The sequence below is a fragment of the Veillonella sp. ICM51a genome (assembly GCF_000524355.1).
In the GTDB taxonomy this organism is placed as follows: Bacteria; Bacillota; Negativicutes; order Veillonellales; family Veillonellaceae; genus Veillonella; species Veillonella atypica.
The window spans coordinates 1-24,323 of the sequence record NZ_JAPX01000040.1 but is presented as its reverse complement, the minus strand read 5'-3'; the positions used below and the strand labels follow the sequence as shown (position 1 = coordinate 24,323).

At 38.0% G+C, this 24,323-nt stretch carries 18 protein-coding genes and 1 pseudogene; 5 read left to right on the top strand and 14 right to left on the bottom strand.

The window, feature by feature from the left end; translation table 11 throughout:
- Positions 1-229: 229 nt before the first annotated feature.
- The 3 genes from HMPREF1504_RS07005 to HMPREF1504_RS06995 all read right to left on the bottom strand — a co-directional run bounded on the left by HMPREF1504_RS07005 (position 230) and on the right by HMPREF1504_RS06995 (position 2,566).
- Positions 230-553 (bottom strand): branched-chain amino acid transporter permease, encoded by a 324-nt coding sequence (locus tag HMPREF1504_RS07005; protein WP_038124695.1) that lies wholly within the window; start codon positions 551-553, stop codon positions 230-232.
- A complete protein-coding gene (locus HMPREF1504_RS07000) occupies positions 546-1,262 on the bottom strand; it encodes an AzlC family ABC transporter permease (protein ID WP_051411691.1) in 717 nt (238 codons plus the stop codon). Before HMPREF1504_RS07000 ends, HMPREF1504_RS07005 begins: the two co-directional genes overlap by 8 nt.
- 137 nt (positions 1,263-1,399) lie before the next feature.
- Complete coding sequence (locus HMPREF1504_RS06995; RefSeq protein WP_038124691.1) at positions 1,400-2,566, bottom strand: iron-containing alcohol dehydrogenase; 1,167 nt, start codon at positions 2,564-2,566, stop codon at positions 1,400-1,402.
- Between the two features lie 229 nt (positions 2,567-2,795).
- Here HMPREF1504_RS06995 and HMPREF1504_RS06990 point away from each other — a divergent pair, with 229 nt between their 5' ends.
- A complete protein-coding gene (locus HMPREF1504_RS06990) occupies positions 2,796-3,614 on the top strand; it encodes a MetQ/NlpA family ABC transporter substrate-binding protein (RefSeq protein ID WP_005379641.1) in 819 nt (272 codons plus the stop codon).
- Between the two features lie 103 nt (positions 3,615-3,717).
- Here HMPREF1504_RS06990 and HMPREF1504_RS06985 read toward each other — a convergent pair whose 3' ends face one another.
- The 6 genes from HMPREF1504_RS06985 to HMPREF1504_RS06960 all read right to left on the bottom strand — a co-directional run bounded on the left by HMPREF1504_RS06985 (position 3,718) and on the right by HMPREF1504_RS06960 (position 11,113).
- Positions 3,718-4,533, bottom strand: coding sequence for a nitroreductase family protein (locus HMPREF1504_RS06985; RefSeq protein WP_038124689.1), 816 nt, complete (start codon positions 4,531-4,533; stop codon positions 3,718-3,720).
- A gap of 140 nt (positions 4,534-4,673) precedes the next feature.
- On the bottom strand, positions 4,674-6,227 hold the full coding sequence (locus HMPREF1504_RS06980) for a nitrite/sulfite reductase (protein ID WP_038124687.1): 1,554 nt from the start codon (positions 6,225-6,227) through the stop codon (positions 4,674-4,676).
- Positions 6,228-6,521: 294 nt separating this feature from the next.
- A complete protein-coding gene (locus HMPREF1504_RS06975; RefSeq protein WP_038124685.1) occupies positions 6,522-7,913 on the bottom strand; it encodes a cation:dicarboxylate symporter family transporter in 1,392 nt (463 codons plus the stop codon).
- Between the two features lie 276 nt (positions 7,914-8,189).
- The gene (locus tag HMPREF1504_RS06970; protein WP_038124684.1) at positions 8,190-8,918 is read right to left on the bottom strand and encodes a lactate utilization protein C; all 729 of its coding nucleotides are present in this window, start codon (positions 8,916-8,918) and stop codon (positions 8,190-8,192) included.
- Entirely contained in the window at positions 8,918-10,363 is a 1,446-nt protein-coding gene (locus tag HMPREF1504_RS06965; protein WP_038124682.1) for a LutB/LldF family L-lactate oxidation iron-sulfur protein, read from the bottom strand. The genes HMPREF1504_RS06970 and HMPREF1504_RS06965 overlap by 1 nt, the downstream gene beginning before the upstream one ends.
- 12 nt (positions 10,364-10,375) lie before the next feature.
- On the bottom strand, positions 10,376-11,113 hold the full coding sequence (locus tag HMPREF1504_RS06960; protein ID WP_005375746.1) for a (Fe-S)-binding protein: 738 nt from the start codon (positions 11,111-11,113) through the stop codon (positions 10,376-10,378).
- 500 nt (positions 11,114-11,613) lie between these two features.
- Between HMPREF1504_RS06960 and HMPREF1504_RS06955 the strand changes: the two genes are divergently transcribed.
- Together HMPREF1504_RS06955 and HMPREF1504_RS06950 are read left to right on the top strand one after the other, a co-directional pair.
- On the top strand, positions 11,614-13,239 hold the full coding sequence (locus HMPREF1504_RS06955) for an S-layer homology domain-containing protein (protein WP_038124680.1): 1,626 nt from the start codon (positions 11,614-11,616) through the stop codon (positions 13,237-13,239).
- Positions 13,240-13,343: 104 nt separating this feature from the next.
- Positions 13,344-14,663, top strand: coding sequence for an S-layer homology domain-containing protein (locus HMPREF1504_RS06950; RefSeq protein ID WP_038124678.1), 1,320 nt, complete (start codon positions 13,344-13,346; stop codon positions 14,661-14,663).
- 207 nt (positions 14,664-14,870) lie between these two features.
- Here HMPREF1504_RS06950 and HMPREF1504_RS06945 read toward each other — a convergent pair whose 3' ends face one another.
- Together HMPREF1504_RS06945 and HMPREF1504_RS06940 are read right to left on the bottom strand one after the other, a co-directional pair.
- The gene (locus HMPREF1504_RS06945) at positions 14,871-15,698 is read right to left on the bottom strand and encodes a hypothetical protein (RefSeq protein WP_005375770.1); all 828 of its coding nucleotides are present in this window, start codon (positions 15,696-15,698) and stop codon (positions 14,871-14,873) included.
- Between the two features lie 10 nt (positions 15,699-15,708).
- Positions 15,709-17,793, bottom strand: a complete 2,085-nt coding sequence (locus HMPREF1504_RS06940; RefSeq protein WP_038124676.1) for an OPT family oligopeptide transporter — start codon at positions 17,791-17,793, stop codon at positions 15,709-15,711.
- Between the two features lie 279 nt (positions 17,794-18,072).
- Here HMPREF1504_RS06940 and HMPREF1504_RS06935 point away from each other — a divergent pair, with 279 nt between their 5' ends.
- A complete protein-coding gene (locus tag HMPREF1504_RS06935; RefSeq protein ID WP_038124673.1) occupies positions 18,073-19,428 on the top strand; it encodes a lyase family protein in 1,356 nt (451 codons plus the stop codon).
- A gap of 131 nt (positions 19,429-19,559) precedes the next feature.
- On the opposite strand, the gene HMPREF1504_RS06930 is transcribed toward HMPREF1504_RS06935, so the two are convergent.
- The 3 genes from HMPREF1504_RS06930 to HMPREF1504_RS06920 are packed head-to-tail and all read right to left on the bottom strand — an operon-like array spanning position 19,560 to position 23,654.
- Positions 19,560-21,812, bottom strand: coding sequence for a hypothetical protein (locus tag HMPREF1504_RS06930; protein ID WP_038124671.1), 2,253 nt, complete (start codon positions 21,810-21,812; stop codon positions 19,560-19,562).
- 32 nt (positions 21,813-21,844) lie between these two features.
- Positions 21,845-22,972: a hypothetical protein gene (locus tag HMPREF1504_RS06925; RefSeq protein ID WP_038124669.1), complete on the bottom strand. Its 1,128-nt coding sequence runs from the start codon at positions 22,970-22,972 to the stop codon at positions 21,845-21,847.
- Between the two features lie 25 nt (positions 22,973-22,997).
- Positions 22,998-23,654: a hypothetical protein gene (locus tag HMPREF1504_RS06920; RefSeq protein WP_038124667.1), complete on the bottom strand. Its 657-nt coding sequence runs from the start codon at positions 23,652-23,654 to the stop codon at positions 22,998-23,000.
- 470 nt (positions 23,655-24,124) lie between these two features.
- On the opposite strand from HMPREF1504_RS06920, the pseudogene HMPREF1504_RS06915 reads away from it, so the two are divergent.
- Positions 24,125-24,323: pseudogene (locus HMPREF1504_RS06915) on the top strand (IS21 family transposase); the annotation flags it as partial.

Genomic DNA, 24,323 nt, shown 5'->3' with positions numbered 1-24,323 from the left:
GTGGGAGGGCGGTGGCGTGTCCGTCAAGCCTCCACCGGCCAGGTCTGACTCCGCCCTGCGGGCTCCGCAGGGCCAAAGTCGTTTGACGAAAGGGGGATTTCTTCATCACACCATCAGCAAATTCTTCTAAAGAAGCAATTCAAAATCAGTGTCATATCATTTTAAAATTCTTTCAAGCAACAAACAATAGAGAACTTTTCCAAAAACGCTCTTTGATTCGGGAGTAATTTTAAATATTTTGTACGATAAGCATATACACTATAGTACCTACGGCAATGGATACGAGCATGTTCCGTTTCCATAGATATAATCCTACTGTAACTAGTAATGCTATCAATTCAGGGATACCATATGGGTATGCTAAAACGACGGTTTCCTTAAAGGTATATACGACGAGCATACCCATAACGGCAGCAGGTAATGCTTTGCCTAAAAAGAGTACAAAATCTGGCGCCTTTTTCCCAGGTGGGAATATGAGGAACGCTCCAAAGCGAGTCAATAATGTACCTGCTACTACGATAGCAATGGTCATAACCATTTCTATATTAGTCAAGGCGCACACCTCCCCATTTGTACGCAAGATAGCAAACTACCAGCATACAGCTCATAGATAGAAGCATAAAGAGAGATTTCCCCACCAATAAGAGCATGGCTACCGCTATAGCTGCACCTGCTACACCAAAGGCTCGAATCTTATTATTCTTTGCATTAAGTAGCATTTCAAGAAATACCACAATAAATAGCCCTTGTAACACGAAATCAATACCTCGTAAATCTACAGAAGTCAATAGATTACCAAATAGACCACCTACAAAGGTACTAAATACCCAGAACACATAGTTAAGCCAAGACACGTGGAAGTAAAACCATTTTTTATCCACATCATCCGGTAATCTTGTAGACATGTTGATAGCAAAGCTTTCATCACACATCCAAGCAACGGTAGGAAACCACTTCCAACCCATATGAACATATCGTTGTAGCGCAGATAAACCGTAGAAAAAATGACGACCATTAACGAACATGGTTAAAACAAAGGCATTAATAGGATCAAATCCAGCCATCAACATACCTATCGTTACAAACTCCATGGATCCTGCAAAAATGGTTGCTGCCAAAACAGGTGGTGTCCACCAAGGGAACCCTTGGCTCGTAGCATATAAACCAAATCCTAAGCCTATGAAAAAGAAGCTTATGCCCATAGGAATCATAATAGGAAAAGCATAACTAAAAGCTTGACGCCCTTTATGTGATTGTTCCATTAATATATCGCCTTCTTTCATTTACACTAGATTATGATATTCATAAAATGTATATAATGCCATTATATTCTTCATACAATGTACAAAGAAAAGACACCTACCAGGTGTCTTTTCTAATATATACACTATTCTACTAATTATAAGGCACGCGTTAAAATTTCGCGAGCCACTTCTGGTGTAATATCACCGTTTTCACCAAGTTGTGTCATACCATGACCTTCTAATTGTTTCACAATTTTATCAACTGCGTCTTCGCCTAGACCATAATCTTTCAAATGCGTAGATACACCAAGGGACTCGAAGAATTCGCGCGTTTTAGCGATAGCCTTATCTGCTTTTTCTTCTGTTGTACCTTCTGTGATATGCCATACACGTGTAGCATATTGTGCCAATTTTTCAAGCTTGTCTGCTTTTTTCACTTCTAACAATGCAGGCAATACGATAGCTAATGTAATCCCATGGTCAAGATGGTACGCCGCAGTTAACTCATGACCAATAAGATGTGTGGCCCAGTCTTGTGGCACGCCGGCACCAATCAAGCCATTTAATGCCAAGGTAGAAGCCCACACGTGATTAGCACGAATATCGTAGTTTTCTGGATTTTCTACCGTTTCTTTGCCGATTTCAATCATAGTTTTCAAAATGCCTTCGCTGAAACGATCTTGAATACGGCCCTCTACAGGATATGTTAAATATTGCTCTGTGGTATGCACGAAGGTATCGATTACGCCGTTCTTAACTTGTTTTTCAGGCAATGTGAAAGTCAATATTGGATCAAGCATGGAGAACTTAGGGAATACTAAGCTACTGAACACAGGATATTTACCATCACCATAAGTAATAACGGCACCATTGTTCATTTCAGAACCTGTGGCAGGTAGAGTCATAACTGTACCAAATGGTAATGGATTTGGCACCATTTCCACTGGAACCTCTGGTACACCAGCTTTCATAACTTCAACGACAGGACCATCATAAGTAGCGCCCATAACGATAAGTTTTGTAGCGTCTACTACAGAACCGCCGCCTACAGCGAGAACGAAATCTACGCCATGTTCTTTAATGAAAGCTACCGCACGTTCACATATTTCAAGGGATGGGTTTGGCTCAATACCGCCGAATTGTTCCACCTTGCGGTTACCAAGGGCTTTCACAATGCGGTCAATAAGACCACTGCGCACTGCAGAGCCACCACCATAAGTAATAAGCACCTTTGCATCCTTTGGAACCAATGTATCTAATTCACCTAAACGATCTTTACCAAATACGATATGTGTAGGATTATAAAAATCAAAGTTAAACATAAAGACCTCCTAAGTATTATGTTTCTATTCCACCGCTTTAATTGTATAAAACTTATCTGTATTATATCATATTTCGATTTTTTTAGATATATATTAATAACCCATTTTTACAACTATTTGAAAGCCATAGTTTTAATCTATAGATAACCAGTATATTTTACTCTATATACAAAACCCCATTTACATGATAGGATATCTTTATTATATGTATATAGAAAGGGATGTTTACATGAAATTAAAAAAATTTATCGCCCCACTTCTCGTTGGCGTTTTAGCATTCGCCATCGCAGGCTGTGGCACAAATACAAATCAATCTAGTCAGACACCAAAGGAAATTAAAATCGGTGCTACTGCAGGCCCTCATGCTCAAGTAGCTGAAGCAGTTGCAAAAGAGGCTCAAAAGCAAGGTATCGACCTTAAGGTTGTGGAATTCTCCGATTATGTAACACCGGACAAAGCATTGGCTGATGGAGACATCCAACTCAACGCATACCAACACGTTCCATTTATGGAAAACTTTAACAAACAAAATGGTTCCGACCTTGTAGCTATTGGCAAAACGATTTTAATGCCTATGGGATTGTATAGTAACTCTGTACATAGTGCACAAGATGTACCAAATGGCGCTATCGTAGCTATTCCTAACGATCCAACAAACGGCGGTCGCGGTCTTGCATTACTTGCTAAGGCAGGCCTTATTACATTAAAAGATGGCGTTGGTTTCAAAGCTACTGTAGCAGATATTACGTCTAACCCTAAAAACCTTCAAATCCAAGAGCTTGAAGCAGCTCAATTGCCTCGTAGCTTAGACGATGTAGCTGTAGCAGCTATCCCTATGAACTATGTTCAAAGTGCGGGCCTCAATGTAGAAAAACAAGGATTCTTCTTAGAGCCAAAGGATGAACCTTTAGCTGTTATGATACTTGCTGTACGTAGCCAAGACAAAGATAACGAAACATACAAAAAAATTGCGGATATTTACAAATCCGAAGTAATCAAACAATTTATCAATGAAACATTTAAAGGCTCCATTACATCAGCCAACTAACATAAAAAATCTCCATCTGTTTAGGATGGAGATTTTTTAGTTATCATCGTACATATAATAAAACAACGCTCTACACATATAGAGCGTTGTACATAATGCCTTATTATTCTTCTGTATCAAATGTAACATCCAACGGTTGGCGTTCCACAATATTGCGATATCTCACCTTAGGATAGCCCATCAAGATGCCTCCAGCGATGATTTTATCGTCTGGCACACCTAATATGTCTAATAATGGTTTATATTCAGCTTCGCCTGCATGTTCAAAGAACCCTGCCCAGCAGGTTCCAAGACCTACTGTCGGTGCATATAATTCAGCATAAGATAAACAAGAATGCCCTGAATCATGAGTGCGATGAATGTCTTTTTTGGATCCAATGGCAACCACGAGAGCTGGTGCATCGCGGAGAATATATTCTTTCCCCTTATCCACTTCTGCCTGAGCTGCACGAGCATAAAGACGCATAATCGGTACTGTCTTTGCTGCTATGTGCATCCATTCGAGAACAAGATCCGCAATGCGGCGTAATTTTTGTTTATCACGAATTACGATATATGAAATTCCTTGCGTATTTGTCGCAGTTGGCGCCATGCGAGCCACATTCAATACCTTGCGAATCAATTCAGCAGGAACTGGTTTATTTTGATAATTACGAATGGAGCGACGGCTGCGTAAAAATAGCTCTGCTTGTTCCGGTGTAAATTTAGTTTCTTTTGTAATATCCACTTGTTCAGCACGCGGTGTTAGGTCGCTATCTAGAGCAAGCGTAGGGCATACTGCAACACAATGACCACAGGAAATACAACCACCCTTACCTGTTTTAGGACCATCATCAGTCATAACAAGAAGGCCTGTTGGACAATCGGCTACGCATAGACCACAACGAGTACAGACTTCTGTATTCACGGTAAATAACATAGTAATAAACCTCCAAACACATACTATAAAGCCTATTATACCATATAAAATCAATTCGTAGGATAACAAAAAAATATAACACATATGTTAATGAGTTAATCTTTACGCATAAACATATGTGTTATCTGTTCATATTATTCCTATTCGAAGGATTTAATTAAGTCCATATATTGAGTCTTATGAGTCAATCGCCAAGAACCAAAGTCCGCTTCTGGTGCCTCATTAAGTATATTGGCTAACGCCTCCATAAATGCTGGAATTTTTGCAGCTACAATATTCCCAGCCATTTTACCAAAACTTTCAGAACCCATATGTTCTGAACCACCATCTACGATAATGAAAGCAGGTTGTGGTTTCTTATCTACGAGTTTTACAGCACCGTGAAATCCAATTTCCCCAATTTGATGAGTCCCACAAGAGTGTGGACAACCAGAAATATGTAATCGAGGTAATTTCTTTGTATCAACACCTTTTGCTTCAAGATGATCAAAAATGGCCTTTAACAAGCCATTAGAATCTTGCATGCCGATTTGACAAACTGTAGAGCCCACACAAGACACGGAACGACGAAAATCATCGCGTGCGCTATCATCTGTTAATTCCGCAATTTTTCTAGCTTCGTCTGCTGTCAAATTGATGAAATACAATGCTTCATCCGGTGCAATGCGAGCCTCTACTTGATCGAGTGTAACTGCATAATCAAGGGCCGCCAATAGATGTTCTACATTCGCATCACCGCCAACGGGATGATATTCCACATAGTAAAGGCCTTCTTGTTTTTGACGATGAATACGATGATTTACAACCGAATCATCACGCTTGCCGATTTTCGTAATTTCATAGGCATAATCAGCAGGACTAATGGTCAGTTTTTCAACTTCTTTCACCATTGCCAATGTTTCTTCATAGGTTTTGATGAAAGCTTCCGCGCCACCCATTTCTGCCGGCATATAGCGAGTACGTGCTTTGCCGCGATTTTTAAAATTGCCATGGTTTGCAAAGACCATGAGCATGGCTTTCACATGGTACAACACATCTTCCGGTTGTACATCACGTGCTACGGGAATACCGATACGCGGATTAGGACCAATACCGCCACACGCATATACATCAAAGGTATTGCGTTTCGTTAAATTAAAACCAAGATCCTTAAATGTAGCATGCGGCGTACTATCAAATCCATTATCGATACCCATCTTAAATTTGCGAGGAATCTTGATATAAAACATTTGCTCCATAAGGAATTCGCTAATGGCTGCCGCATATGGTGAAATGTCAAAGGTCTCGCGAGGATCAATGCCGCGCAAGATGCTAGCTACAACATTAGGACTATCCCCGCCGGCACCGCGATTATAAATACCATGGTCATAGCATTCCTTGAAGAGTTGTAAAATAGTATCTCCATCGAGGCCATGCATTTGTAAACACTGCCCCGTTGTGAAATGAATATGTGTAAGATTGTATTTGCGGATAGTATCTGCTAAGAATCGCATTTGTTCTTGTTTGATGCGACCACAATTAAAACGCCACCGGCTCATGCCCGTAGCAGCACCACGTTCGGCATAGCTACCAAATGCACCGGACTGCCCTTTATAATCGGCAATGGACATTTCTTTCTTGTAAAACTTGTGCGTCATATCTTCAAACTTTGGATAATCTGCAATTAAACGTTCTCTTACTTCTTCTGTAATCATAATACTACCTCTTGGCTTATATTTATTAAGCATATATAGAAACTTTTATATGTTCATTATACGCTTATGTAATACTTGAAAACGTATCCATAGTCACAATTATATATATAAATATTTGTATCTTAATATTACAAAATGTAATAATAATTGTTTTCGATTAAAACAAGGAGGAGTATCTATGTAAGCATATTGCATTATACACTGTGTAATGTACTACAATGCATAGTTCAACAACGCAAAAAAGCAGCAGATCTAATGTCTGCTGCTTTCACAATCAATATGATAATTTAACTATTATCCCTCACCTTGTGTAGGATTATTATACGCATCTTTATCAATGGTACCCATAATTTTATCTACCACAAGTGCATTTGTTAAGGAACCGGATACGTTCAAGCATGTACGTCCCATGTCGATTAATGGATCGATAGCAAGGATTGGACTGATGGATGTAAAGTATGCACCAAGACCAGTACCACTAAGAGATACGGATGCAGCCATTGTAGCCGTACCAGGAACGCCTGCAATACCAACGGAACCAATGGCGATAACGATAACGCTCATGATGTACATTGTCAAGTCAAATGGAATACCCGCTACATTAGAAATGTAAACTACCACAAGAGCTGGGAATACGCCGGCACAACCTTGCATGCCTGCAGTAGTACCAAAGGATGCTACTGTATTAGCAGTTGTAGCATTTACACCAAGACGTTTTGTCAATGTTTCAACAGTCAATGGCAATACACCCATAGAGGAACGGGATGTGAAGGCCAACAACAATGGAGCCTTCGCTTTTTTAAAGTATGTAATCGGGTTGTAACCAAAGCTAGCAATTAAGATAGCTTGAACGACGAACATGATCAAAAGACCTACGTAAAGCAATACTACGAAAAGTCCCATATCGAGGATAGCTTGCAAGCCACGTGTCGCCAATGTAGATGCCAATAAAGCAACTACGCCGTATGGCATAAGGCCAATAATGAAATCGGCTACCCAGGAAATCAACTGATGTAATTCATCAAATAGCTTTGTAAAGATTTCCATGCTATTGGTGCCCGTTTGTTTTAACAGACGAGCTACACTGCCCAAGATGATGGCAAATACTACGATGCCGATAACATTTGTTTCTGCAGCGGCTTGAATAGGATTGCTAGGAATCAAAGCACGGAATGTATCAACCATCGGTTTGATTTCGCGGATTTTTTTACCGGACTCAACGATGTCAAAACCTTGACCCAATCCAAAAGCATTACCTAAGATAAGGCCTACAATAGCGGCTACAGCCACCATGCCGAGGTTAGTGGACACCATAGCAACTACTAACTTCTTAAGATTAGCCCCTGCCTCCATATGTAAAATAACATGGACAATGGAGATAAATACGATAGGAATAACAAGCATGCGGATTAAGTCGATGAACCCGCCCCCCACAAGGGAGAACCACTTCGTACTTTCCTTGATGTAGACCACCTTAGACGGATCATCAGGAAAACCAGCAATAACTTGAATTGCTACGCCTAATACGGCACCAACAATAGTGCCAATAATAACAAGATTACCAAAGGATGTGCCCTTGCGTTGCAACACATAAATACCGATTAAGGCAAGTACAAACACTGCGATAATACCAATACTTAGTGGATTGCTTAACATGAGGTAATCTGTAAAGAATGGAATATTCATAATACACCTCTTTAATTCATATCATAATAATGGGTTATGAACTAAGTATAGCATATATCGAAAATTTTACAAGTAAAACAATACGAATTTTATGAGTTTATCTATGCAGAATCCGCAAGCTCCATAAACAGGTTAATTTCCATCGCTCTACAGGAGCCTATACAGTTCTAAGAGAGCTCTACACCATAATAGAAATCAACACATATAAAAAAGGTGACCTTCCTAAGGAAGATCACCTTTAAAGTGATTCAGTTATAGCTATACGTAGTTAATGTATTAGCGCTTAACCAAAACGTAAGTTACTTGGATAGGACCATGAGCACCATCTACAGTAACCAACTCAATATCAGCTGTACGGGATGGACCAGAAATCAAGCAGATATTTGTAGGGAATTTGGATGGATCGTTATGATAACGTTCAGACAAATGTTCCATTGTTTGAGTCATACGTGGATTGATTGTATCAGTGTACAATACAGCAATGTGAGTTGTAGGCAACAAGCTAATAGCACGACCAGATTCTTCACCAGATGCTTGTACTACAGTAGCTGTTTCAGCAATACCGCAGTATGGGAATGTAATACCAATATCTGCATTGGCAGTATTAGAAATACATTCTTCACGGCCTTTAGCTGGGTCCCATTGGAAGTATGTACGAGTGCCGCCATTATTAGCTGCATCTTGTTCGAATAATTCTTTTAATTTATATTCGTCTACTTCAGGAGTGCTTGGGAATACAATCTTACCATTGCCCCAGTCTTCGATAGCTGCCAAAATTGTTTCACCTAATTTATCAGGTGTAGTTTCAACGAATTTTGTACCAACACGTTGACATTGTTCCTTAAACATTGTCAAAATTTGATCTTGATTCAAATCTTTGAACATAGTTTCTTGAGGACCATGGCTGTAATCAAAATCCTCTACATAGGCAGGGCACATTTCTTGATCACGGCCTAATGCACGAGATAAACGTGCAATAAATTGTTTACGTTTAGCTTCATCCATTATTTTTTCTCCTTCTTCTTGTTCTTTTCATGTTCAGCATATAAGTCACGGAATTTCTTGAACTTCAATGTACCCATTTCTTTAGATTTAGTCCAGCCGTTCATAACTGGAATAGCTTGAGTCCATGTAGGCATATTGCCTTCTTTGTTACTAATCAAGTTCATGCCAATAGCGCCAGCTTTTGTACCAAGGTCGAATAATGTGGAGTTACCAAACATCTTAGCCGCTGCAGTGAAGATTGCTTCTTCTGCTTTCGGACGAGTTTTTTCGATGTCAGCCATAATATGACGGTGTTCCATCAATAATTCATGCAATGGAATAGCTACTGGACAGTTTTCTGTACATGCACCGCACAATGTGGAAGCATATGGAAGATCACCTGCTACGTCGTAACCTTTGAACAATGGAGTCAATACAGCACCCATTGGACCTGGATATACGGAGCCATAACCGTGACCAGAGATGTGACGGTATACAGGACAGATGTTCATACATGCACCACAACGGATACAACGTAACATTTCTTGGAATGTACCACCCAAGATACCGGAACGACCGTTATCGATAATGATGATGTGAGTTTCTTCAGGACCGTCAGCTTCGCCAGCACGGCCAGGACCAGTCATCATGGAGAAGTAGTTGGAAATTTTAGCACCTACTGCAGAGCGGTTCAACATTTCCATCATTACGTCAAGAGCTTTGAAGTCAGGAACGATACGTTCTGTACCTAAGAAGATTACTTGAGTCTTAGGAATGGAACTAGCCATACGACCGTTACCTTCGTTGGAAACGATTGTGCAAGTACCAGATGCAGCAACTGCAAAGTTACAACCATTAACACCTACGTCAGCTTTCAAGAAGCGTTCACGTACATAACCACGTACGAAGTGAGTCATTTCAGTAGGGTTTTCAGTACCTGTATAACCTAATTTTTCAGCGAAAATTTCGCGGATTTTATTACGTTCAAAGTGAAGGCCTGGTACTACGATGTGAGATGGAGGACTTACTGCAGTTTGCAAAATGAATTCCGCCAAGTCAGTTTCGTTTACTTCGATACCAGCTTCTTCAAGGACTTCGTTCAAACCAATTTCTTCAGTTAAGATAGTTTTGGATTTAACGATCATTTTGGCTTCGCGTTCACGAAGGATATCCAAAGCGATTTGAGTCGCTTCTTTATCGTCAAATGCAAAGTGAACTTTAGAACCAGCTTTTTCAGCGTTTTCAGCGAATTGGTTTACATAGTAATCCAAATTGTTAAGAACGTGATCACGAAGTTTAGCTGCTTCTGCGCGGAAATCTAACCATTCAGGAACGTCCGCAACTACTGTATTACGTTTATCATAAAACACGTCTTGTGCTTTTTTGATAGCTGCAACTTTGAAATCATCAGCCAAACATTCTTTTATACGTGTTTTATAGGGGCGATTGTCATATATAAGTGCCATGTCGTCTCCTCCTTAGCGGCAGTTTAAGATTTCAGCAATATGCATTACTTTGATACGGCGATCGATTTCACCATCTTTATGAAGACGGTCAAGCATACCTGCAATATTCATCAAGCAAGCTTGGTCGGAACCGGAAATTACGTTAGCACCAGTGCTAGCGATTTCCAAAGCTTTTTCGCGTGTCATTACTTCGCTGATTTCTGGGTTTTTAACGGAGAATGTACCGCCGAAACCGCAGCAACGGTCTGCACGAGGTAATTCAATCAACTTAAGGTCTTTTACATTGCGAAGGAGTTTGAAAGGTGGTTCTTTTACACCCATCAAGCGAGTTACGTGGCAAGATGTATGGTATGTAACAGTTTCGTCAAAGCGTGCGCCAACATCTTCTACACCCAATACATCGGTAATGAATTCAGTGAATTCATAAATTTTTCCGCTCAATTTTTCTGCGCGTTGTTGCCATTCAGGTTGACCTTCCAAGAAGTGTTGGTATTCATCGCGAATAGCAAAGGCACAGGAGCCAGACATGCTGACTACATAGTCAGCGTTTTCGAAGCATTCGATTGTATTCTTAATAGCATCCATAGCCGCATCATTGTAACCGGAGTTAGTGAACATTTGTCCACAGCATACTTGTTTCTTAGGCACTACAAGGTCGCAACCTAGTCTCTCAAGTACTTCTACACCAGCCATGCCAACATGAGGGTAGAACATATCAATCAAACACTGTTGGAAAAGATGAATTTTCATATTTTCGTCCTCAACTTTTCTAGTACTTAACTCAAAAAAAATTTTGATATGTATCCATTTAGGTCGATAAAATTTCACAAATTATCAGCCTATACAATAAATTGACGATCTTTAAAGTGTTATATTTAAAGAACATTTCGATATAATTATAAATAAGGGTACCATAAATGTCCAAGCAATTGCTATATTCGTATTTAGGGTTGTATAAATCATATCCTTATGACTAAAAGTAATAATCAAAATTGATTTTTATCACACTCACGTACTGCTTTATAAATTTTTTCTATAACTCCCGTGTTTTCTTTATTTGCAAATGTTTATCAAGTAGATATTTTTTAGTCCCAAAATTGCACCATTCTCATTTGCTATAATGAAAATGTAACTTTCACCATTATTCATCTAATTTTTATCCTTATATATTACATTTTCTTATAGTAGTGGTTATTTCATAAAAGTGCTATAATTTATGTATATAAACGTAATTTGAAAGGAGCTTTCTCATGAAACTCAATAAATTGTCCTTATCTCTAGCGATTACATTGGCGCTAGGATCTACATTCGGCATGGCTCATGCAGAAACTACAACAACTACGAAAACACCAGTTGTAACGAATGCAAAAGCATCTGCACATACTACAACTGCTGCAAAAACAACTGCTAAGACAACACATGCAAAAACAACTGCTGCGAAAACTACACCAGCAGCGACAGCTAAATCTACTACAATTACAGATAAAACTACAACAACTGCAAAAGTAACACAAAAATCTGAGGCTCCTGCAAAGGCTAAAGAAACATTGCCAGCTGGCGTGTACCCAGATACAAAGGATAACTGGGCTCGCGATGCCATCCAAGCAATGACAGAGGCTGGCTACTTATCCGGCTATGCAGATAACACATTCCGCCCTGGTAAAAGCATTACTCGTGAACAAGCAGCAGCCATTTACGGCAAAGTGTTGCAACACAATATGAACGAGCAAGAACTTGCTGACTTAGTAACAAAAGAAAATGGCGTTTCCTATTCCGATGTTGAAAGCGACCGTTGGTCCAACACAGCTATTAAATTAGTTGGTGCTGCTGGCGTTATGGAAGGTACAACAAAATCTACATTTGCCCCTGCTAAAGCGATGGACCGCGAAGAATTCGTTGCTTCCGCAGCTAATTTAGTAAAGAAAATAAAACCTGATGCACCTGTAAAATCTGAAAAGGTTACATTCAAAGACAGTGCTAGCATTTCCAAAGCATATGTAGCGGATATCGAATACATGGCACAACGCGGCTATGTAGCATCCGGTGCAACAACTGCTTTCAACCCAACACAACCTGTAACACGGGCACAAGCGGCAACAATCTTAAACCGCATCTTAAACGGTGAAACAGCCCCTACTACTAGCAAGGCTACCGCTATTAAAGAAGATGCAAAGCAAGACGCTGAAAAGGTTGAAAACAAAACTAAAACCATTGAAAAAGAAGTCGCTAAAGACGTAAAAGCGGATGCTAAGAAAGTAGATACTGCTGCAAAGGCAGATGCAAAAAAAGCTGATGCTGCTGTGAAATCTGATGCTAAAAAAGTTGATGCTGATGCGAAAAAGGTAGAAAAAGAAGCTAAGGCTAAAAAATCTGACAAGGTTTCTGAGTCTAAAGCAGAACAATCTCCACGCATCGTTCGACCTGTACGTCGCAGCACATTAAAACCACTCGATCAAAAACAACAAGAAACATTGGAAAACAATGTATTCACTCAACTCAACAAAACATATAAAACACCAGAAGCGTTCCAAGACTATGGTGTTATGTACTGGAGAGACAATCAATTGCACGTAGCTTTGAAATCTAATTCCGATTTGGATACAGTAAAAGCTAATTTGGCAAGCCAAGGTAATTCTACTATCAACAACTATGTAGTAGTTGAACCATCTCAATACAGCCAAACTGAATACGATGTTATCGAATCTAATTTCCGTAACTACTACAGCAAAAACGAAAAAGGTGGCAATATTATCGCCGTATTCCCGGACGTTGAAAACAATCAATTATACGCTGTAGTTAGCACTGCAAGCAAAGAAACACAACAAGGTATTTCCAAGGTATTTGGTTCCAAAGTTAAAATGACTGTAAAACGCTAATAGCGACAAAACTCCGATATACTTTAGTCCTTAAGGAGACTTCAAAAACAGCGTTATCTAACGCTGTTTTTGATATATTTACCACATGATTAGGAAGGATATGTATGCAACAGGTATCAACACACACATTACGGGCCCTCATCCTGTCCGCTTTACTTACTACATCCGGTATGGCATTTGCCGCTACACCGGCACAAACACCAAGCGCTACTCCAGCGCAACATACTGTAACAACAACGGCAACCGTTCAAGATACAACAGCTACTGAACAAAATAAAACTGCTGTACCTGCTAATACTGTTGTTAACCAACAACTTCGCTCCGGTGTTGTTACGTCTCCAAAGGATATCCAAGATGTGCGACCATACATCTTCTCCGATGTACCAAGTGATTTTTGGGCTTCTAAATCAATTAGTGCCGTAGCAAAGGCTAAATTGATGAAAGGCTATGCGGATGGCACATTCCGTCCTAATCAACCAATGACACGCGAAGAAGTGGCCTCCCTATTCAACAACATTACCGATGATGGCCAAGCAGCGTTCATCTCTAGTCACTTTAAAGATATTACATCCGACCGTTGGTCTGCCCTCGCTATTGAATCAGTAGCGCGCAAGAATATCATCTCTGGCTATGGCGACACTACATATAAACCTGAAAAATATATGTCCCGCCAAGAATTTGCTGTGGTAGCAGATAACTACCTACATTATCTAGGCTATACAACAGATGATCCTACTGTACTCGATCAAGTAGCGTATGGGGACCAAAAATTCGTAGCCCCTTGGGCACAAGATGCAGTCCGTGAATTAGCATACTTAGGATTTACCAACTATGCACCAGGCACGATGTTTAACCCAGAAAAATACGTAACCCGTGCAGAGGCGGCTGAAATTTCCTACCGTATGACACAAACACCACAAGCATTGGCATTCCACAATGCGCTCTACCGTCAACAAGTGGAACAAAAAACATCCAATGTCATCAGCCACGCCCTTCACTATGGTCAAGACTTCACACAATTTAGAAACGATGGTGCTCTCTTCTGGAAGGAAGGTAAATTGCACGTTTCTGTAGTGGACAAAAAACACTTCGATACAGTTCATACAGCACTAGCTGACGCTCACGATCCACAACTCGATAATGCATTAATTGTAAGCCAAGGCAAATTGACACAAGCCCAATTAGAAGACCTCCAATCCGATGCATTGGCACTTTATCAAAACAAAGAACCTCAAGGTAAAATCATTAGTATTTTACCAACAGATGATGCATCTGTATTAGTTATTACGGCTGATTCTGTACAACCTGGAACAGTAAAGGCATTTAAAAAGAAATTTGGTAAGAAGGTAATTGTTCAAACACCGCCTGAGGAAATTCCGACTACGACAATCCAATTCCCATTACCATTAAAACCAACAAAATAATCAATTAGGCAGCCCTTCGGGGCTGTCTTTTTTGTCCTATCCCCCTATTCTTCATACAGGATAATACGCACAAAAGCCCCTCCGCACATCGCGGAGGGGCTTTTTAGTAAGTATTAAGTTCTATACCACATAAAACAGTCTGTGTACCCTTTTTGGTGCTACGCACCTTGCATTGTTTAACAATACAGACACATATAGTTAGTTTTGTTATTTGGTCACATCATTTTGACGGTCGCGCAAATTGCCAACTGGTACATACACGGTACCAGCACTATGGATTGTATCCACATCTTGTTGAAGAATCATCACTACCGAATAATCTTCAGTTGTGTAGAATTCAGATGGCATTTTGTCGAATGTAGCATTCGCACCAACTGCATCCTTCACTTGTTGATTATTATTGATAGCATTAACGAGTTCCTTCTTATTCAAACCACCAAGATCATACAAGGATAACTGACGACCTGTTGTAGTATTGAATGTAAAGCCTTTTACATAATTTACACCATTTGCATCGCCATCACGCATTGTATAGGTGTGAATCAAAACGCTAAAGATACCATTTTTATCCGTTTTTACATCATAGTACATGATGACATTCGTTTTATTGGATTCTTTTTCGTTCAATTTTTGAGTGTCATTTTGAACCTTGGACACGTATTTCTTAATCGTTGTATTAATGGCTTTTTCAACGATAGGGCTAACAGATTTAACCTCTGGGAATACGAGATTCAAATGATCTGTAGTCGCATCTACAGGAGATACGCCTACCTCTTTACGATCCATATAACGATCTGCATTTGGCGCTACCACTTCGATAGTACCACGATCAGTTTTATTCGCTACGGAACGTAATTTTTTGTTTTGCTCTGGCGTAGCCGTGCTAGAGAGACGATATGTCACATCGTGACGATTATTTTGTGCTACTACAGCACCAGTATCCTTTGTTACAGGAATCGTTTCACTAGCGGCTGCCATAGATGTGAGTGGCAATGCGGCAGCCATCATGATGAGAACAGTCTGTTTTAATTTCATGGTTAACCTCTTACTTTGCTTGTTCTTGCTCTGCTTTCATAGCGAGAGCTTCTGCTTTATCAAATTTGTGAGTTACAACACGACGAACTAGATAGAGTGCAGCGAAGATGAAAGCAAGTAGACCTAACCAACCAGCTGTACTTTCAAATTCAGGACCAACTAATTCAAGTGGAGATTCACCACCACCAGTTGTAACTGACAATACAATAATAACAGCTATGATTACACCAATCAAGCTTTCACCAACAATCAAACCAGACGCAAAGAGAACGCCACGACGATTAGATTGTTCTACATCGTATTCAGCCAATTCACCAGCACGCATTTTAGCGCGAGCAATTAGGTAACGACCTACGAAATAGCTCAAGAAAGAACCGATAATAAGAGGCACTTCCAATGTTGGAGGCAAGTAGATACCCATACCAACAGCCAATGGAGGCAATGTTAAGGAAGCAGTTGTGCTCTTAAGAATCAAGTTAACAATGATTGCTACTACGCCAACACCAACGCCGATCAAGATGTAATTCCAATCCATACTAGCATTGAAAATACCTTGAGCAATTGTAGTCATCAATGTTGCTTGTGGAGCAGATAATGCTGCATTTGGATCCATTTCAGCACGAGGTAACGCACCTGTGAAACCATATGCTTGGTATAACAAGTTAAGAACTGGAGCAATCGCAATAGCACCGGCTACGGAACCAAGTAACAATGCAATTTGTTGACGCCAAGGTGTAGCACCAACGAGTTGACCAGTTTTCAAGTCTTGCAAGTTATCGTTAGAGATAGATGCAATAGCAATAACTACGGATGTCATGAAGATAGCCATAGCTGTAGCAAATTGAACACCTGCTTCGGTAGCAAACAAATTATTTTCAGAAGCGATGAAGTATACCACTAGAGAAGAAATAATAGTTGCTAAGATACCAATACCAGAGATTGGAGATGCAGATGTACCGATAAGACCTGCCATGTAACCACATGCTGCAGCTACGAAGAAGCCGATTAACAAGGCTACGATAACGCCTACTACAACAAGTGTCCACATCAAGCCTGCACTAATAGGTACAGCGGATACGAAATCCCAGAACGTAATAACCAAACCAATAAGGATGATAGCAAATACGATCAATACAGATTTTGTACTCATATCAGTATCCATGCGGTGTAATTCACGTTCAGCAGAACTGCCACTCATGGATTTAACGGAAATTTTCATACCTTCGATGATAGGTTTGATCAAGGTAATCAAAGTCCAAATCGCTGCGATACCGATAGCACCAGCACCGATGAAACGAACTTTTTCTTTCCAAACTGCCATAGCGAATTTAGCTGTAGCACCACCATCTGGAGCAAGCATGTTAGTTAAGTAAGGCACAAAACCAGCCCACGCGATGAGTACACCAACGAGGATAGCGATACCAGAAGCGATACCGATAAGATAACCAGCACCTAACAACGCTGTGGAGAAGCCCAATGGAATTTGAGTAATCCCTTTGCTACCTACAGGAAGCCAGAAACTCATGCTGTCGCCAAGAACTTTGAAGCCGTTAGCGCAAAGACTGATGATACCAGCTACAGCACCACCGGAAACGATGTCTGCCATACCGGAGCTAGATTTAGAAGCCTCAGCACCACTATGAGAGCCAACCTTCAAGATTTCGGCTGCTGCACGGCCTTCTGGATATGGTAGGTCACTATTCACTACCATGGCACGACGCAATGGAATGGTGAATAACACACCGAGGGAACCACCGCATGCGCAAATCAAGAATGTTTGCCAGAATGGGAACCCTTGCCAATAACCAAGCATTAAAAGACCTGGCAAGATAAAAATAATTGCAGATAAGGTACCAGCTGCAGATGCTTGCGTTTGTACCATGTTGTTTTCAAGAACGTTAGAATCCTTGAAGAAACGTAAAATTGCCATTGAGATAATGGCTGCCGGGATGGATGACGAGAATGTCAAACCGACCTTCAAACCTAAGTATACGTTAGATGCCGTAAATATTAGAGTGATCAATGCACCTAATAACATCCCACGCAACGTAAGTTCCGGCAAGTGAAGGTCATGGCTCATAAAATCATGTTTCATAAGTACTTACCTCCTCTTATAAATTAAATAAAACTAACTATAAGCTATATTCATTTTATCGTGTTAAAGCGATGTTGACAATAAATATAACCATATATGTGCTATGTATACACAAATTTATAGATATAAATCAAATATGTATAAAGGTAATAGCCATACGCGCATTATATCTAATTGGTATTAATTATCATTTTCTATTATATTTTTTCGTTTTTCTGTATATAATAGAGAGGAACCGACGATAAGGTCGGCATGTCTTTTAAGGAGGTTGTAAACATTATGGAAACAAGAATTGAATATGATTCAATGGGACCAGTCGAAGTCGACGCTAGACGAATTTACGGACCTCAAACGCAACGCTCGTTCAATAACTTTAAGATCGGTGACCACCGCATCCCTATTGAACAAATCAAAGCGCTTGCGCTTGTCAAAAAAGCATGTGCTTTAACCAATGCAAAATGTGGCGCAGTAACTGAGGAAAAAGCGAAACTCATCGCTCAAGTAGTTGATGAAATCGTAGATGGCAAATGGGATGATGAATTCCCATTGACCGTATTCCAAACAGGTTCTGGCACACAAACAAACATGAATGTGAACGAAGTTATCGCTCACCGGGCTAAACAGTTAGATGAATCTAATCCACTTCATCCCAACGACGATGTAAACCGCGGCCAAAGTACAAACGATACATTCCCAACAGCAATGCATATCTGTGCGTACTTTGAAATTACAAAACGCGTAATTCCTGCATTGGACGGCCTTATTGTATCCTTTGAAAAATTGCAAGAAAAAGGCAAAGGCTTGCAAAAGGTTGGTCGTACTCACCTACAAGATGCTACTTTCATCATGGTAGATCAAGAAATTAGCGCCTTTGTGGACGGCCTAAAAACTGCCAAAACGATGCTCCTTCAAAACGCTGATTATCTACTCGACGTTGCCCTTGGCGGCACTGCCGTTGGTACAGGTGTGAACACACCTAAGGGATATCTAGACGTTATGGAAACCGTATTGCCAGAGGTAACAGGCGCTCCATTCCGCGTTAAGAATAACAAATTCCAAGGCCTATCCTTGAAAGATGCGTTCATGATGGCTCACGGCGCACTTAACACATTGGCTACTACATTGTTCAAAATTGCAAACGATGTTCGTTTCTTAGGCTCCGGTCCTCGCTGTGGTTATGGCGAATGGCATCTACCTGAAAACGAACCGGGCTCCTCCATCATGCCAGGTAAGGTTAACCCTACCCAATGCGAAGCTCTTGCTATGGTATGTGCCCAAGTATTCGGCATCAATACAACCATGACACTTTGTGCAGGCAGTGGCGCATTCCAATTGAATGTATACATGCCTATCATGATCTATGATTTTGTTGAAAGCTGTCGACTCCTCGCAGATGCGATGAATTCCTTCACTACACACTGCATCGACGGCGTAGAATTCGTACCTGAAAAACTTAAATTCTTCGTAGAACAATCCCTTATGATTGCTACCTCCTTAACACCATACATCGGCTATGATAAGAGTGCTAAGGTCGTAAAAGAAGCATACAAACGCGGTTGCTCTATCAAAGAAATCATCTTGGAAGAAAAACTCATGACCGAAGACGAATTTGCTGAAGCAGTTCGCATGAAATAAACCTCTCACATCTCTTTGACATATCTATAACATCCTCTCATACCTCAAATGAACGGAAAATAAAAGGACGCTATAGTTCTAAATTCTTCAGTATATACTACTGAAGATTAGACTATAGCGTCCTTTTTAATTTATATTGACTTATTTACATCTCTATACTGCACTATTTTATTTGCTACACTCCAAATTCTTTTAATAATATCAGGACTAGTTTCTAATTTATTTATATTAGTCGAATTAAGTGGAAGTATATCAATTACTTCATTCAGTACTGCAGGCTTTTTAAAATTAATTATAGTATCCTCATCTCCAAATTTAGATTGTCTTCCATCATCATAAAATCTCAATTCAGAATGTTCACTATTACTATACACAAAGAAATATCTTTTAGAAAAAACAACATACTTTTGTGCGTCTATTAATTCAACTATATTGATTATATCACGTTTTAATGTCTCTGTATCAAATGGGTGTTCACTGAAAAATTTGTTAGTATCCTCTATGATACTTATAGAATTACATCCTTCAAAAACCTCTTTTATAATTTCTTTCAAATCATTATTTATCTTTCGTTTTGTTTGTATCTCCTTTGCATTAGATCCTAGAAATTCTAAGGTAAACTTAGAGATTACATCATTACCTGTTTTAACTTGTTCATCATTTACAATATTAACTGGTATAATAATTTTTCTCTCTTTAGCCCAAATTGTTATTTCTTCATCCAAAAGATGAATATTAGATAAATCTATAGTACGTTCTAAAGATTTAAACTTTGAAGATATAATAGATAATGTATTAGCTAATATATTATCAAAACTTTTATTTACTTCTAAAGCCTGTTTATACCATTCTACTGAATATTCTGGTTCAATATAAAAACCTCTCAAATTTGATTCTATATTCTCTGTTATCCTCTTTATATCAGTTTTTTTAGCAAATAATGATAAAGAAGATATATCATCTATATACCGATTCAATAACTGAATAATATCTTCACCATAGTTTATTTTTTTAAAATAGTCTTCAAATATAGCTTTTTTTCTATCATTTTCACTACTAAAAAATAATTCTACGGTCTCTTTGAATTTATCATCTGACGGAATTATACCATCATTAGAAGATTTTAAATATCCAAAAAATATATCCTTAAATTCAATTTGATATCTATTACTTAACTCATCAAAGAAATATGTATATCGACTTTTTAAGTTGTTAAAAAGTTTTTCAGTAAACTCTTTATCTCCTGATTTCGATCTACCATTTTTAAATGGATATAAATATTTACAATTCTCATCAACAATTTCTTCCAATAGTGTATATCCGAACTGATCATTTAAACGCACATATAACGAGCTAAGAATTTGAGCATTAAAAAGTGTATTATAAGATTCATTTACTAAATATTTATAAATCTTCGCGGCTTCTTCATATTGATTGATTCGTAAATTATAAAAGGCACAACACTGTAATACATCATTAGCACGACCAGAATATTCTATAGCCTGTCCCATTAATTTTTTTATTCTATCAGTCTCAGTTACCTCACCCATTGAATCTAATAAGATATCTATATACTCCAATGCACATCCTGCTGCAATCTGATCTTCTCTTAGTAATCCTTGCTCATTTATTTTCCAGTATTTTTCAAAAGCACTTATTGCCATCGCTTTATAATGATTACACTCCAAATCTTTTCGTTCACGATAGATTTTATTCGCCACACTGCCTAAATAATACCAGAATGGAGGATATGCTTCAAAATACTCTTTTATTGCATCCAATCGTTCATATCTACGAATAATATTAGGGTCTTGCAATATTTCATTATAATTTGTAATTTGTCGCTCCGTAAGACGATACTTATCAGGGAATTCATATTTATCTGCAAGACGCCATGCTGTATCAAACAGTTCTCTACGTAATCCATTAAATTGTTCTATAGCAGCCTTTTGTAATTGCCATAATTTGCGTTCTCGCTCCCCTTGATATTCATTTCGATTATTTCTATAATTCATATACCCCATACCAATTTGTGTAGCTATAGCTACACCTGCAGTCATGAGGTTTCCTCCTGCAATTAACATACCAAAATTAGGTACAGCTGACCAAATTGCATTTCTAACCTGTTTATTATACTCTTCTTCAATAAAAGCTCTTTCTACCTTATCAATTCTAAAGAAAGTTATAACATCTAATATTTGTTTTATTATCAATAATAATGGTTCATCCTTAGGCATAGCTTCCAAATTGAGGTTATTCAGTATAGCTTCATATTCTTGCTCTAATACTATAAGGTCTTCATAATCAATTATTTGTGAAACTGATACTGTACATAAATTTAATGCATATGCAGCTCTACGTTTATTTTCTAATTCATCTAGCATTTAAATACTCCTTACCTACTCCCATAATCTCTTTATTTTTTTAAATTAAAATCTAAATATATAGGTAGATGATCTGAAACTTTTTTAGTATATTGTTCAAATCGATTATTAACTTCATCATCTTTATAATTCTCATATGCACAAATTACACCATGTTCTGGAAAATCTATATCATGGTCGTCTAATCTGTCAAGATCAAACGAAAAATGATCAAAATTATTTGCCAAATAATCTTTTGCCTCATAAATTTTACTTTCATCAGATTGAACTGTTATTATCTCTCTATCCAATGCATTATCAATTGAACGAACGGTCTTTCTTAATGTAGTTCTTTCAGAATTAACCGTTTCAATCCACATGGATTTATCCCCATCTATATAACCAATCGAATTATTAAGATCTAGACATTCAGATGGCCTTGCTACATTCTTCACATCCTGTAAATTCAAATTATAATCTCCTAATAAAAATGTATAGGACACTAGGTTTCTTGCATACTTATCTATACCTCGATAATCAAAAACCATATTAGAAAATCGTTTATAAATGCCATTAAGCAAGACTTGAAGTTCTAAATTTCTTAATTTAGTATAAGAGCTTATCAACTCTCCATCCTGATTTGTCCTTAGTTTATCCTCATCTTTAATAGAAAAAACAATATGTGTATTAATTAATCTAATTTCATAATACCGGTTTAATGGGGTGAATCTAGCAATCAAGGGTGGTCTTACTAACTCAAAAGCATGCCCATAATCAGCAATCCGAGGTTCAAAAGTCTTTCCTTTCATATTTCTAGATAACCCAATCCGTTTAGTATTCCATATAAAAGCATATCCTTCTGCTGCCATATTACTAAATTTAGGTTTAGGCTGTGCCCATCTAGCTTCCCACGTGTCACTTTTAAAACCTGCTATCTGAGCAGTGTATGCTCCCATTCTACTAACAGAAACATCTACAGGGTTTTGATGGGAAAGCTCCCTTAACAAACATTTCAAAGCTTCTGGATGAAAAACTTCTTGCAGAGCAATAATATCAAAACTATTCTCTCGAATAATTTTGGCTATCATTTTTATGTCTTTTCTACTTTCACTATCATTAGTATAATACACAGATTGTCGACTAAATTTTTCTATATTAAAAGAAGCAATTCTTATTTTCATAATAAATAGGATATCCTTTTTAAGATTAAACTACTATATTCTTTCTAAGCTCAGTTATAATTAATACAATTCGTATAGTCTTTCTCCATGCAGGACCAGTTAAATTATTAGGTAATAATGTTTTTAACAAACCATTAGTATATTCATCAAAAAGCTTTTCTTTAATCTCATCATCTGTTACAGATTTATTTTTTAAATCATATTTAGCTTTTAACTTATCAAATTGCTGTCTAAATTCTTTAAAAAATAAATTCTCTAATATTTTTATATCATCTTTACTCTTTAATTCTTTTTTATTTATTCCTATACGTTCACATACATCTTTGACAATTTCCTTATATGTCACCCCTTGATTTCCTCTACCTAAATTAACAAGAGTATTACCTCCAAGAAGATGAATCTCAGAAATTATAAATTTAACAAGATCATCCACATTCGATTCATCGAACTCAACTATATTCTTTTGTACAACACCTTTTATTTTATCTAAAAAAATATTATCTTCAGATATTAAAATGTTATGTAATCTTTTTAAATCTTCAAATGGTAACTGAGACAAAAATGATAAATCATTATCGTTATCTATATTAAATTTTTTATTCCAATCCTCTTTTATCTTTTCATACCCCTCCTCAACACAACAGGCTACAAACTGAGCTCCTAAATATAACCACTCTTTCATATTTCTACTCCTACATTACAAAAATATCATACCTATTACGCATTCTTCATGTTAAATTCATTATACCACAATAACTAAATCTTAATATGTACATTTTTTATGTCATAAGTATCAAAATAAAAGGACACTATAGTTCTAAATCATTAAGTATATACTACTAAAGACTAGACTACAGCATCCTTTATTGACTTATATATCTTATATCTGTATTTCATTTAAATAAGCCTGTAAATCATCACATTGGCTCATAACACATTATACCTTAAATTGACGTGGCTTCATTGCCCCACTTGTTATTTTAATTACTTCGTTTTCCCAATATGGTAATACCTCTTCCAAGAAGACTGACATACCTAAAGATTAGTTTGTGACCTTTATGTAAATGATACTCTAAGAATGTACAAAAATGATGATATAAGAATGTACAATTTTAATTGTATCACCGATACTATAGTGGAGGTGATAACAACATGCAATACGTATACGCTATTAACAGTTCATTTACTGTAACATCATTATTAGACTTACCATTATTAAGAGACATTCTGGAGGGTTGCAATTTGAAACCTAATTATAGTTTACTAGGTCGTGAATTAGGCTATGATAGACGCACCATAAAATCTCATTATGAAAATGGAACGCCTGATCCACATCGTCATAAACCATCTA